10 protein-coding genes are annotated in these 14,417 nt (G+C 41.1%); 2 read left to right on the forward strand and 8 right to left on the reverse strand.

The window, feature by feature from the left end; translation table 11 throughout:
* Positions 1–2: 2 nt before the first annotated feature.
* From AFM12_RS05305 to AFM12_RS05335, 7 genes are all read right to left on the reverse strand, one after another.
* Positions 3–2,318 carry a T9SS type A sorting domain-containing protein gene (locus AFM12_RS05305; protein WP_055144662.1) on the reverse strand — a complete coding sequence of 772 codons (2,316 nt, stop codon included), beginning with the start codon at positions 2,316–2,318 and terminating at the stop codon, positions 3–5.
* Between the two features lie 6 nt (positions 2,319–2,324).
* Positions 2,325–3,164 carry a Nif3-like dinuclear metal center hexameric protein gene (locus AFM12_RS05310; protein ID WP_055144665.1) on the reverse strand — a complete coding sequence of 280 codons (840 nt, stop codon included), beginning with the start codon at positions 3,162–3,164 and terminating at the stop codon, positions 2,325–2,327.
* Between the two features lie 84 nt (positions 3,165–3,248).
* On the reverse strand, positions 3,249–4,355 hold the full coding sequence (locus tag AFM12_RS05315) for a DUF4249 family protein (RefSeq protein WP_157687290.1): 1,107 nt from the start codon (positions 4,353–4,355) through the stop codon (positions 3,249–3,251).
* Positions 4,356–4,395: 40 nt separating this feature from the next.
* A complete protein-coding gene (locus tag AFM12_RS05320) occupies positions 4,396–5,520 on the reverse strand; it encodes a DUF4249 family protein (RefSeq protein ID WP_055144671.1) in 1,125 nt (374 codons plus the stop codon).
* Positions 5,521–5,522: 2 nt separating this feature from the next.
* Positions 5,523–8,168, reverse strand: a complete 2,646-nt coding sequence (locus tag AFM12_RS05325; protein WP_157687292.1) for a TonB-dependent receptor — start codon at positions 8,166–8,168, stop codon at positions 5,523–5,525.
* Between the two features lie 135 nt (positions 8,169–8,303).
* The gene (gene nspC, locus AFM12_RS05330) at positions 8,304–9,443 is read right to left on the reverse strand and encodes a carboxynorspermidine decarboxylase (RefSeq protein ID WP_055145184.1); all 1,140 of its coding nucleotides are present in this window, start codon (positions 9,441–9,443) and stop codon (positions 8,304–8,306) included.
* A gap of 128 nt (positions 9,444–9,571) precedes the next feature.
* Positions 9,572–10,414 carry an energy transducer TonB gene (locus AFM12_RS05335; protein ID WP_055144676.1) on the reverse strand — a complete coding sequence of 281 codons (843 nt, stop codon included), beginning with the start codon at positions 10,412–10,414 and terminating at the stop codon, positions 9,572–9,574.
* 792 nt (positions 10,415–11,206) lie between these two features.
* Here AFM12_RS05335 and AFM12_RS05340 point away from each other — a divergent pair.
* Positions 11,207–11,524 (forward strand): hypothetical protein, encoded by a 318-nt coding sequence (locus AFM12_RS05340; RefSeq protein ID WP_055144679.1) that lies wholly within the window; start codon positions 11,207–11,209, stop codon positions 11,522–11,524.
* 354 nt (positions 11,525–11,878) lie between these two features.
* Here AFM12_RS05340 and AFM12_RS05345 read toward each other — a convergent pair whose 3' ends face one another.
* Positions 11,879–12,943 (reverse strand): helix-turn-helix domain-containing protein, encoded by a 1,065-nt coding sequence (locus tag AFM12_RS05345; protein WP_055144681.1) that lies wholly within the window; start codon positions 12,941–12,943, stop codon positions 11,879–11,881.
* Positions 12,944–13,180: 237 nt separating this feature from the next.
* Between AFM12_RS05345 and AFM12_RS05350 the strand changes: the two genes are divergently transcribed.
* Positions 13,181–14,401: a hypothetical protein gene (locus tag AFM12_RS05350; protein WP_055144684.1), complete on the forward strand. Its 1,221-nt coding sequence runs from the start codon at positions 13,181–13,183 to the stop codon at positions 14,399–14,401.
* Positions 14,402–14,417 lie beyond the last annotated feature (16 nt).

Raw genomic sequence — 14,417 nt, forward strand, 5'->3', positions numbered from 1 at the left:
CATTACCGCACCATCACCTTCTTCCGAATCACAAAATCTCCGGACTGAAGTAACAAATTGTATTTTCCCGGGGCAAGGCCCTGAACTGGTATCTGTACTCGGGTTTTCCAAACGGAAAGCTGCGGTAGACTGAGGACATGCTTCCCGGCCGCATCAAAAAGGTCGGCTTTAAAATTTTGGTGTGACTCGTAACTTTCAAGATAGATTATTTCAGAGGCAGGATTAGGGTAAACAAAGACTTTGTCAAAGTCAGTTTCACTTACCGAAAAAGACAAACTATTTGACAATTCTGAAGAACAGGTAAGATCCTCTGAAATTCGACGAATTTCTCTGGCGGTATACCTAAAAGTGCCGGGCTCTGAAACTTTCAATACTTCCGTTTCCGAGTCCACCAGCTCTTCATCTCTGAACCATAAAATCTCTGTATCAGCCGATTTATCTAGGATCTGAATCCCTGATAAGCCCAAAACAGAAATAGTGGGCGATGGCGGGTTTTCTATTACTGTAAAACTGATTTCTGGAGATGATTGAGAAAAACACCCTTCACCATAGGATCCAATATAAGTAAGGTTTTGAGAGTTGGTGAGGCTTCTTTCCTCAAAGACAGAGCTATCTGACCAAACTACGGCGTTCCAGTCGCCCAAAGCTTTAAGGTTCAAACCGATGCCTGCACAAACCACAAAAGCCGTATCTGAGGTATGAACCCCGCCATTTGCTTCAACAGCCATATTTGTTACAAAATCAGGCTTTTCTTGTTTTTCAATGGTCAGAACAGGAGACTGATACTGGCATCCGATACTATTCTCGGCCAGGAAACTATATTGACCACGTTCAGAAACCTCGATTTGAGAAGTTGAATCCTCTGTATTCCATACAAAATTCTGATAATTGAGATCGGCAGTCAGCACGTCACTTTCATCAGGACAAAGAAGTGTTTTCTCAACTGTGGGAGCCGCCGGAGCATTAAAACGAATAGCTTCAATATTTACCGAGTTACTGAATTTCAAATTGTCGCCCTCAGTCCTCAATGCAGCATTCCATTGACCATTAGAAAATACTCGTTCCTGAGCTGTCTGGCCGTCGTTCCAGCGATATGCCGAATAACCTTCCGGTATTTTCAATTTTGCGGAGTTATTGTTTTCACAAAAGATCTCAAACTCCACAAGAGGATCTTCTAAAATGGGTTGACACTGCTCAAAAAAACTTTCGGTAAGCTTGCCTAACCAGGCATCCGCCAATAACCCAAGCCCTCTTACCTGAGCGGTATTTTGAAAATGAACGCCATCCGGTCTTGGAATTTGAAGGTTATCCGTGAAAGGTCCCTCAAAAATATTGAACCCCGGCTCATTGATAATTCGCGTTTGGGCATTGATCACGGCATCTGAAAGAAAACCTCCACTGTACGATACCTTTGAGAACATCCAGGCCACATTTTTGCCATAATCATTTCGGGTATTCTCAATAATCTCCTTGTAATACCCAAAAATCTCATCTTCCCGAGGGACCCCGGGAGAGGTATCTGTCTCGCCCTGATGCCATAAAACGGCTCTGACACCAAAAAGTGATGCATACTGCTGTAAACTTATTTTCAGGTTATGGTAAGGAAAGCCCAGCTTAAAAAAGTTTTGAAAGATGGCACTCAGTGTAAATTCATTTCTACTGGCCTGCCACCAGTTATAACTCAGCGTACCCGTTTCGGCTGAATTAAAAAACATAACGGGCACACCTAAACGATTCACCAAACTATCCCCGATTTCACCCCAAATCCATGGTGTGAGGCCGTTAGGACCAATATTTGAATTATCATCAAGATGAGAAAACTGCAATGGCAGCTGTGGATCGTAGGAGTCAGTGTTATTGTGAAAATCAGCACAATTCACCCGATCATCTTTGCTGCCTGTGCCACCATAATTAGGAACTCCCTGAGCATTCGATTGACCGGAAATCACAAAAACCTCACCGACCCCAACCTTATTGACCTGATTTTCAAAAACCACATCGCCATTGCTGAAAGCCCGTAACTCTAATCGATACCAGCCTCCCTTGATGGTCAACGATGACAAAACATAGCCCTTTGCCGACTGATTATCAATATTTTGCCAGGGCAATACCGCCGATTCTTCACTACCGGTATATTCAATTAGTCTGGCCTGCACACTATCAACTCTCTGACTTATAGCAGCAGAAATGTAGATTTTGCCCTGATTATTCAAATCTCTCTGAAATACACTCCGCTCTACTGGAAAGTGAATATCGAGCTGGGCTCGTGCGGATAAGGAAAGACCTATAAATAGAAAGGCCAGTAGTGATCTTTTCATGCAGATTTATTTGCTTCGCCAGTATGGATTTTTAGCCTCAATAAATTCAATTTTCATATTTGGGTAAAAACCCTTGAGCCATTCAGCACAATACTCCATGCCCAATTCTTCAGAGTCGGCATGCCCCATTACGATAAGGGCTTTATTATGCCCAAGCTCTATAGCATCCTGAACATAGGGCACCGTCTCCCATTCATTACTTTCCCCGACAATGAGCAACTCACAATCAGGATTGCCTAACATTCTGAAATGTGCACCCGAACCGGCAGCACCCAGTACCATACCCACTTTTGAGAATTTTGCTTCAGGATCGCCAACAATACGCATTGTTTTAGCACCAAACCGACTTTCAATGTCATTTACAATTTCAGAAAGCGTCATTTCAGGAATGGTATAAGTCCGATCACCATTATGGTATTTCTCCCAGCCAAAGCGGCCAATCACTCCTTCGTAAATCTGATCTGGTTTGGTGGCATGAATATGGTCATGAAAACGCCAAACCACCATATTATTATCTTTAATATATTTCAGCTTTTCTTCCTGAACCGGGTCACCAGCATGTGTTTCCAGATTATCAGTATGCGAATAGAAGGTGGGCTCATGGGTGATCACAAAATTCAATCCTTTCGCATGGGCTTTTTTGAGTACCTCCATGGTCGCCATAAAAGTAGTGGCGATTCCCGTCACTTCCGTTTCAGGATTTCCAGCCTTAACGTTATCTACTGTTTGTGAAGCCCAGTCTACCGTAACTTCTGATTTAATTTTTGCGATGACATCATTGACGGTTTGTTGCGAAAAGGATTTAAGACTCAGGCTTATCAGTGCCATTAAAAAAAGCTTTCTCATAGAAATAGGAAAAGGTTGAAAAACAAAAATAGCCTTATTTTGCTTTTACCGGCAAGCACTACCTTTTTTCTGATTTTATGGTCTTTATGGCCACCAGAGTGGCGATTGTGTGGTAGCCTCTCCCATATTGTACATGTCGCAATAATAACATTGACCTGATTTCCCACCCGGTTCATTGTCAAGCAAAAGACAAAGCTCTTTCAGGTTATTTTTTATGGCATAACTCAGAACGTCAGGGTCAAAAGTCCAGCGGGTGGATTTGCGTGACACCACTGCAAAGTAACCATTGACTGTCCAATCACTGTTAGTGGTTGTAAAGTTGGTATTCAGGCCGAAAGGAGGTTGATCAAAAAGTCCTCCCCTTTCATCCTGCTCCTTTAGTTCTTTCCAGAAATTATAATAGCCCTCTGAAATGATATCCTGATTCACGATACTCGAGAAATACCGGTAGAGGCGGTCATTACCCTGAGTTTGTAAAAAGAAGAGTTCCTGATCATACCCACCTCCGGCATCACTTCTCAAAACCGTATGATGTTGATAAAAGGCACTTCTCACCCAGCACATCACGCGTGTGGAACGCACCGTTTCAGCCAGCTCAGCCCTGTATATCCACAAAGGCTCAAAATTCCATTTATAATAGACCGGCTGCTGGCCGGCATGTTCGGGAACTCCCAAATTCAAGGTAATACCCTCAACGTTTTTGATCACTCTGTCACCGGATTCGTAGACATATTGAAGAGGGCTGACCTCCTTAATTGAAAAATCACCAAGCTTGTTCTGAGCCTCAGGCACAGACTCCCAGGAAGACTCAAAATGTTGTCCTTCTTTCAGGTCAACGTTCAACTGATATTTCATTTGAGGTTTGGCCTTGAAATCGGGCTCCAGCAGTTGGTATTGACCCGGAGCTTCATGATTCTCGGTATATGTAAAGGTTTGTCCAGTCTCATCTTTCAAATAAACACTAGCCCCCGTAACTTTTTTATCAGCAACGTTATTGACATTACTGGTTTCTCCCAATTTGACGGTAAAGTATCGGCCTTCTGAGGGAATAGCCAGCGTTTCATTGTATGACTGATTACTGATAAAACTTTCAATCACCAAACCTCTTTTCATATTGATGACATTGAAGTCATATTTTGACTGGCAACCGGTCAACAATAAAGTGAATGCGATGTAGTTAATAAATTTCAATGGTTTCTCAGAAATAGTTCAGGTTATTAGTTCAATCCCCTCATCGGGGGTCCTTGTACTTTTTAAGCCACCATTCGGGTGGATAGTTTAAAGAAGTGCCTCTGGGGTAAACTCTGCAATCCTTACAGGAGTCAAGACCTTCAGGATCAGGCTCATAATACAGTTCGCAAAAATGCAGGAGATCGTCTTCAATGGGGTAAGACAATTTTGACCTATCCAACTCCCAGCGGGTCATTTTCTCCTTAGTAACTGAAAAGTACCCATTGGTGCTCCAGTCATTATTGACGGCCTTAAAATTAGTAGTCAGCCCGAAAGGTGGCTGATCAAAAAGACCACCTTTCTCCCGCTGTTCGTTCAAGTCTTTCCAGAAATAATAAAACTCAGAACTCACGACATGCTGATGAATGAGTACGGTGAAATAATCATAAACCCGTTCATTTCTTGTGGTTTTAAGATTAAAGAGCTTTTTCGCGTATCCTCCGGTTCTATCCTCTAAAATCTCAGTGTCTTTTAAATAATTGGGGCTTGTCACCCAGCAATGTTTGCCTTCAGCTCCTTCTTCAGCCAGAGCCGCGGCGTAGGTCCACATGGGCTCAAAACTCCATAACAGATGACGGGTATTTCCCTTTTTATTTTCAGGAATATCGATGTAGACATCAATGCCATCCTCATCAATGATAACCCTCTCTTCGGCCTGATAGGCATAAACCTTTGTACGGACTTCATTGATGCTGATTTCACCCAATGCGTTCTCTTCTTGCGGTATTTTTTCCCAATCAGACTCAAACTGCTGCCCTGTACTTAACTGAACTTGTAATTGATATGAAATAAGGGGTTGTGCCTTAAATTCTTGATAGTTCAAAAGATATAAACCGGGATTTGAAACATCTTCTTCGTAACTCCAGGAATGCCCATCGTCATCTTTCAAAGTAACTTTGGCATCGGAGATTTTAGAATCTCTAATATTGTCAACATCGTTAGTTTCCCGGAGTAACACTGAAAAGTAACGCCCATCAGAGGGCACAGAAAGAGACTCCGTGAATGAAACATTACTTATCTGAGCTTCTATGACAATGCCTTTTTTTTGATTCAATACATTGAAATCATACTTCTCATTGCAAGACAAAAAGATCGTCAGCGTCAAAATGAAAGAGATTTTCCGCATGACTAATTGATTGAGAAATTATATGTAACCGAAGGAAATGCCGCTCCCAGAACCGATGTTTTAAAGGCCTGACCGGTATTGTCAAACCATATGGCATAGGCATTTTTACGACCGAGAACATTGAAAATAGAAAAGATCAAATCACCTGAAAAGAGCTGATCTTCCAGGTGTTTTCCTTTTATGGTTAGCGACAAATCTACTCTCAGATAGTCTGGCGTACGATAGGAGTTTCTTTCTGAGTAATTGTTTACCGACAAAATACCGCCGTAGGAGTATTTTGATATCGGAATGGTGATGGGCCTTCCACTGTTATAGGTAATGTTTCCTGATAAAGATGACCTTCCTCCGAGCTCAAAATTACTGACGACTGAAAGCTGATGAGGCTGATCAAAAGTCGATGGGTAGCGATTGCCATTATTGATAGCCTGACCTTCAAACTCAGACTTGAAAATTCGCCAGCTACGTGACCATGTGTAAGAAACCCATCCATTCACCGCCCCTCCCCTTTTTTTGACATATAACTCCACCCCATAAGCCTTACCAAGTCCCTGAGCCAAACCCTGTTCATAGGTTGGATTGAGTTTGAGATCAACACCCTCCAGATAGTCAAGAGCGTTAAATGTTTTATTATAGAATGCCTCTACTGATGTTTCAATCTTATTATCAGCCAGATTATTAAAAAAACCAAAGGAAAATTGATTGCTTCGCTGTGCTTTTAAATTATTACTGCTCAGTACCCAATAATCTATGGGAGAAGGACTAATCGTGGGTGAAACCTGCTGAATAAATTGCTGGGTTCTGCTGTAGCCCAATTTCACTGAAGAGCTTTCTGCGAACTTATAGCGAAGTGAAAACCGGGGTTCAAAACCACCCGAAGTACTGATAAGCTCATTGCGGGAATAGACTTTTGTTTCTGAAACTGAAGGCAACCTGCCATCCCGATCAGCGTAATCGAGTGTATAAACATTACCCGGCCCTAAGCGATTAAAATGAGCATAACGCAGTCCGATGTCAAACCCGATCCTTGGGGAAGGTTCAATAGAGGCTTCTGTAAAGGCAGCGGCCTCAAACCCCTTTTGAACATCAATGGAAGCAGGCACCCACCGGCTATTTTCGCCGAATGGTACAGAAGTGCCTGGTGTTAAATCGTATGTATGAGCAGAAAGACCACCGTACCATAGAATTTTCTCAGACAGATCATTATTGAGCTGAAAATTAGCCGAATGTACTATAACCTGGTTGTTATAATCAAAGCCAAAAAGCTCATCATCACTGAGCTCACCGCTTTTATAATCACTTCTCGCCAGAGTCAAATCAGCGTTGAGTTTTTCGTTGAATTCTTTATGGTAAGTACCAGATACATTTGCCGTACTCCATGAGTACGTGGAAGAGGCATTGAACCTGAAAGAGTCATAACTTCGATAGCCCGTGACACTCAAGGCATCCTTCTCCCCAATACTCAAAAAGAGCTTCCCGGTGAGATCATTAAATTTTGATGAGCTGTTTTGAAGTTCAATATTATCATACTTCTGAATAAGCCAGTCTGAGTAGGAACTTCTACCACTCAAAAGCAGCGAAGACCGTCCTCTTTTCAAAGGCCCTTCCAGACTTAAACGACTCGATACCAAACCTAATCCTCCACTGGCTTTGTATTCGTTCAGGTCGCCGTTTCTGGTCTGTAAGTTTAGAACCGAAGCCACCCTACCACCATATGCTGCCGGCCCGTTGCCTTTGATCAGTTCCACACTTCTGATAACATCCGGATTAAACGAAGAAAAAAAACCAAAGAGATGACTGGGGTTAAAAATGATACCTCCGTCTTGCAATATGAGGTTTTGACTCGTTTCGCCTCCTCTGACATTAAAGCCGGCCCCTAAATCGCCGGAAGATGTTACACCCGGTAAAGTAGTAATGCTTCTGATGGGGTCGATTTCACCCAGAAAAGTAGGAATCTGTCGAATGGTCTGAATACTCATTTTCTCAATTCCTGAGCGGTGATCGCTCACATTAGCGTCGATAGCTCTGGCTGTGACTTTGAGTTCATCCAAAAAGTTATTTCTGTTTTCCAACTCAATGGTCACTCTCTGAGAAGTACCTCCTTTCTGGCGTATGACAGCAATACTCTGTCTGGCCACTCCGGGATGTTGAATTTCAGCATACGAATAATCAGATTTGATTGCGATGGTAAAACCTCCTGCGGCATCTGTTGTAGTGCCTCTCTGACCGTCAGCAATGTACACCACAGCATCTGCAATGGGGCCAAAGTCTGATCTGTTCATCAATTGACCCGAAAAACGCTCCGAATTTTCGGGAATCACGAAAACTTGGGGGTTGCCTATGTCATCAATTAACCTTGACCGCAGCGAATTATCCAAAATAAGATAAGTGGTGGCATTCACTCTAAGATTGGAGTAAGTCGGAAACATATCCTCCACGAGATCGAAGAAATGTTTCTTTTGAAAAATTTCTTTGACAATCGTATTCTTTACCGCCTCATCATCAAAAATGAAATGAAGGCCAAACTCCTGATTCAGGCGATTGGCTACCTGGCCGAATGTCTTACCATTCTCAGTATCGGGTACGAAGAAGTTGGTTTTCTCATTTTGCCCAATAGTGAGAATCGGACATAGTAAGATTATGAGGACCAAAAAGCCCCTGGTTTTAGTTTGTTTGAAGATGCTCCGCATCGTGATGATTATTATTTAAAAGATTTCTTCTAAATAATTGTGTTGAAAACCATCACCGTGAAAGTACTCACGCAAGACTAAAGAAACACGAACTGACTAAAGTTTTTCCTTGAAAACCTCATAACCAAAGCTTTTGTGTAGCTCAAAGCTCCGATTTTCTCTCCAAACGCCAATAGAAGGTAAACCGACCCCATTGAAAGTGGTGGTTTTTACCATGGTATAGTGGATCATATCTTCAAAAACGAGTGTGTCTCCGATTTTCAAAGGTTCATCAAAGGCATAGTCTCCCATATAATCTCCGGCGAGACATGTCATTCCACCCATGCGGTAATTGTGTTTACCCGGCATATCGGTTTGATATGCTCCCTGAATTCTGGGTTTGTAAGGCATTTCAAGGGTATCTGGCATGTGAGCAGCGAAACTGACATCCAGAATAGCTACATTAACTCCCTGTGCATCGACGATATCAAGAACTTTGGAAACAAGTACTCCGGTTTCCCAGGCGATAGCCGAGCCCGGCTCCATGATGACCTCAATATTGTATTTCTCTTTCAGGCGTTTGATCTGCATAATGACGTGATCAAGGTTATAGCCCTGCCGTGTCATCAGATGCCCTCCGCCCATATTCAGCCATTTCACCTCATGCAGAAGATCACCAAATTTCTCTTCGACATGCACCAGTGTACGCTCCAAAACGTAGCTATCATTCTCGCACATGGTATGAAAATGTAGTCCCTCAATGCCCTCCGGCAGAGAATCACCTAAAGCATCGCGTGTAATCCCAAGACGACTACCAACAATACAAGGGTTGTACATATCAGTCTCTACTTCGGCGTATTGTGGATTTATCCGAAGACCCATTGAGATTTTGCGTTCATATTGATTCACCTGATTTTTAAACTGCTCATACTGAGAGAGTGAATTGAAAGTTATTTGTGAACTGTAGCTCATCATCTCATCAAACTCCTCTGGCTTGTAAGCAGGAGCGTAAGTATGGGCCAGACAACCCATTTCCTCAAAAATCAGCCTTGCTTCATTCAGACTACTGGCTGTAGCTCCTTTGAGGTATTCTTTCACCAACGGAAACATCTTATACATGGAGAAGCCCTTCAGAGCCAAAATAATATTGGCTCCGCTTTCGTCCTGTACGAACTTCAGCAAACTGAGGTTTTGCTTTAGCCTGCTTTCTTCTAATACATAACATGGAGATGGTATCTGTCTGTAGTCTATTGACATTTTCTGCTCTTTATAATCGTTTTGAACCATCTTCAGCCCTAAAGTGACCTCAATGGTAGGATTCGGCACAAAAATAAAGTCTCTGCCCCCAAAAAGAGCAGAGACCTGTCAATTTATTCAGTCAGACTTCAGGAATTGATTTTAAAAGTAAGCGGTAATGTGTATTTAACTCTGACCGGCCTGCCATTTTGTATACCTGCTTTCCACTTCGGCATTGCCTTTACCACCCTTTCAGCTTCTTCATCACAGCCAAAACCTATGCCTTTCAGAATCTTCACATCCGAAATTCCGCCGTTTTTCTCTACGATGAACGAAACCACAACCCTACCCTCTATTCCATTTCTGCTAGCGTTATCAGGGTATTTCAGGTTTTTACCTAACCACTTATACATTTTAGACATACCGCCCTCAAACTCAGGCATCACCTCAGAAATCACCATTGGCTCGTCTACTTTAAGAGCCGGCGGTGCCGGAGGCTCCGGTGCAATAACATCACCGGGAATTTCAATTGGTCCAGGATTAGCAAAGGAGCCCTCCACAGGTGGACCGTCTATTGTTTCATTTCCGATCGCAGAAATTTTCAGTTCCTCTTCTGTTGGTACTCCTTTGTCATCTTCGGGTTCATTATTTTGCACAGGAGTCACTTGGGGCGGATTTTGAACCTGTTTGACTACTTCTTGTTTGGGCTTTTCAACGATAGCCTTTTCAGGTGGATCCTCAACATCCTGTAATGACTCCGTTATTTTATCCAGTTCAACAATCTTGTAGATGTGACCAGTTTTGGGCTCAATGGGTTTCATTTTATTTATCACAAAACTGCTTAGAAAAACAGTGATCATAGATAAGGACCCAATAACAGCGGCTTTGGTAAGATTAGCCCTGTATTCTTGCCTCATGGCATAGGCTCCGTAGGCCTTATTGCGATGCTCGAAAACGATATCGTCAAGGCTCATTTGAATTTTCTTTTTCATTTGTGAAATGTGTTAGAATAAAAAGAAAACCCCTGTCAAAATTTTCAGAATAGTGTTCAATCAACGAATCAGACAGGTTGCCGGCATGATTCTAAGATCAAGTTAAATGGAATATTTGAATGGAAAAAGCTTTTAACTAAATTTTTAGTTATTGTAGTTGTGACACTTCATTCGAGCAAAGGAAGTTCACAACATCCCAATTATTATTTTAAAGCACAACTCCTAAGATTTATAAAATTCAGTCATAATAAAATCGGTTATCACAAGAAAAAGCAGTAAACCAGTCTTCTGAAAACTTCTTTTTCACTGTCCATTGTTTCCAGAATGAAACATAATGGAGTAAAAATATAATCGTGCAATTGGACTAACAAACCACGGCTATCTTATTAAAAAACAGTTACTCTTTCCCCTCTTTTGGTGATTTTGGCACGGCATTTATCACCCAAAAAAGCTTTTTCTAATGTGCCAGAACGCTTACAGTTCTAAGGTTTTAGTCTGATTATTAATTATCCAAAAAATTATTACCTAACCCTTTCAATACATTCATCATGTATCCTCAATAAAAAGATTCGATGTACGTATTAAAGAATTGTAAATGCAAATTATATTTTTCACTATACCGTTAAATAGATATTTTATTCTTAATTAGCACTTTTTACATGTTATATCTTCTGTATAACAACTGTGCTGGCACAAAAATTGAAACACTCATTACCATAACAATAAGCATTAATCACCTTGAGATCTTACCTTACATACACCCTGATTATTTGTACTTCTTTTGTCGGAAGTATGAACCAAGATTTATTCTCTTCATCATTTAATGAAAAACCGGATTCGGCATTTACTCATTTGATGAACCTGGATCTTAACTATTCAGTGAAGGAATTGACTAAAAAATATTCGTCAACAGAAAAATCAGATGATTCTACATCAGATGATGATAAAAACAAAGTTTCAAATCAGGCTACAGAAAAAAAGAAGACTATTACCAAAGTGGAATTCTCGAAAGAGTCTAATAATCAAGCTGCAAGCCATTTGACAACCGAAGCAAAAGTAGCGGCAACGGCTACCATCTGCATGCCTTTCAATATTGTCAAAACGAAGTAATGAGTTATAACTCTTAAGCAAACCGCAGTTATGCTTTCATAGGGCTCCGGCCCTATTTCAAGATCTCGGTCATCACTGATAATTCATTGTTCAGGTAGTGTGTCAAGACTGAGTTTTAGTATAGAATTGAGGGGCCAGAAACGAACGATTACGCTTTATACAAATTCAATCACAATTCCGAACTTACCTGCTTTCCTTCATTGCTGAACAAAACGTTAAACAGTTCACTAAATAAAAGAGTACCTATCAAAGGTACTCTTTCATCTTTTAAACCCTTCATGAGTTTTTAGCTATCCTTTCGGCTTCTGTTATGGTTCGTACTCAATTATATCGTAATAAATACTGATTGATTCTTTAGATCGAAACTCTCTCCGTTCTTTTCCCGCGTCTGAATTCTCCCGGAGAGACACCACTTAACTTTTTGAACCAACGGTTAAAATAGCTTTGATTAGAAAAAGATAGCCTGTGAGCGATATCTGAGACAGAATCGGGCTTCGATATTAAAACTTTCTTGGCATGATCCAGTTTAATGATGTTGTAATAGCTGATGATACTCGCACCATAGAAATCTTTGAAGGTATTACACAGTTTTGTCTTGCTCATGCCAAATTTCTCAGAAAGTGAGACCAAATCAGGAGTCTCTCCCTCGACATTATTTCTAAGATGCTTTTCCAAGCCGAGTATAGTTTCCAAATCTCTCTCAGGCATAACCTTACCTCTCGAGTTTGGATCAAACCTCAGACAATGAATTGTTTCAAAAAAGCCACTTAAAAAAGTGTAGAGCTCACCTAATTTTTCAAGTCTTTTGGCACCTTTAATCTCCGATTCATGGAATTCTTTCAGAATTTCAAATAATTCATTGATATCTATATGGCTACCTGATATAATCAGATGAGATAACCGGCTTTTGAAAACGAAAGGGATATTAAAAGTTTCAAAAAATTTATCCGGCAAGATTTCCGCAAGCCATTTTTTATTGAGAAAAATAAAATCAAGACGACAATCCTCTCCTTCGACGATAGTAAATTCCGGGATCTCGTTCAGTTTGGTTGTAACGTAGTGAATTACACCTTCTCCTTCATCATTCTCCGGCTTATTCTCTTCCCAATCTTTAAAAGTGAGTTGATCTTCTATACCGAAATGGATTGTGCCATGCCCATTTGACCTGCAGAAAATAATGGTAAGATACCGTTCTTCTTCGTTACCTGGGTCAAAAACAAATCTGGTTTTTTCATTAAAACTGAACTCCGCAAAGAGGTGCTTCAAATCAAAACCAACTCTTTCAAAACTCATCCAACCCGTGCCAAACTTATCCTTGAGTTTGAAATGCGAAGGCTTTTCCTTTTCAACCTCAAAAGAATGCAAAAAGTCACACCAAAGATCAGATGGTGTTTTTGTGATCAAATTGAGTTCTCTCATGACCAATTTAAGTTTTAAGTGTATGAATTACAGTTATTTTTTTAATAGCTGTGTCTGGAAACGAATATACGTAAATAAGAATTAACGCCAAAAGAAAAAGGCTCTCAAAAGTTGAGACTTATGGTCAAAAGAAAACATTCAAAATCGTACATTTTTATTTTCAATATGTTCACAAAAGACATCATAACTTACTGATGGTATTGGCTTTGAAATAGTGTTTGAAAAAAATAAAATACTATGAAAACACTATTGCCTGTTCTTTTTATGGCTGCCCTATTTTTTGGCCATATGGCAAACGCCCAGACTATTGAAACTAACGGCCTATGCTCTGACCCGATCGTCGGAGCCGGTACATTTGTTAACCAGGCCCGTACTGCCGGCATCAACCTTCTTGGAGGTGTTTCGAGTGCCGGAAACGCTATTGATGGAGATCTTACGAACTATGCCGATATGCAACTCGGAGTATCGCTTTTAGGAGGTGGTTCAGCACTTTCCATTAAAGACTCTGTTTTTACATACCCGGCTGGTAACAGAGTCGGTGTAATAATTCAGCCTGTTGGTGGTATCTTATCTGCAGATATCATTGACGCAATTACCATCAACCTGTACAATGAAGATGTTTTAGTGCACTCGGCCACTACCGGAACAGACTTGATTTCCTTAGGCGTTCTGGATAATAATGCCGATTTGCACAGAATTGGCTTTACAGCCTCCAGCGATTATGACGAAATACAAATTATAGTTAGCAGTACACTGTCTTTACTTTCAGGATTTAGGGTTTATAACTTTTTCGAAGAACCTTTAAGTTGCCCCATAGATTGTATCAATCCAATAACAGTTTCAGACGGGGCTTCTATCTCAGCCTCCCGAACCGGAATAAGCGGAATTTGTATCGGCTGCTCGGTAAGTAATTCCGCAAACGTAGTTTCAAATGACACTACCGATTTTGCAACAATAACTCAAACTGTCGGAATTGGAGCAAGTGGATCCATTGCTGTAAATACAGGCACAACAAACGCAGCCGGAACCGAAGCGGGTTTTGCTCTGGCTCCGGCCTCAGGGCTACTGGATCTGGCCGCTCTCTCAAATATTCAGATCTCTACTTACCTGGGAGGCACAATACGTGAAACCTATTCAGGAGGTTCGTTACTCGTCAATGCGTCGGTGCTTCCAGGTTCTAACATCCAAACCTTGGCTTTCAAAAGCTCTCAGTCATTTGATGAAGTAAGAATCACGGTTTTTGCAACTCTTTCATTACTGAGCAATGTCAATGTTTATTATGGTTTTACCCGAATAGACAGCGATGGTGATGGAATCTATGACTGTATGGATAATTGTGCAGGTAACGATAATTTTGACAACGACGGTGATGGTATTCCTGACAGCTGCGACCCTGATGACGATAATGACTTATTGACCGATCTGGAAGAAACAAATACGTACTTTAAATCCATTTGATGGGGATACCGACGAC

It is taken from the genome of Jiulongibacter sediminis, assembly GCF_001306455.1.
Lineage (GTDB): Bacteria > Bacteroidota > Bacteroidia > Cytophagales > Spirosomataceae > Jiulongibacter > Jiulongibacter sediminis.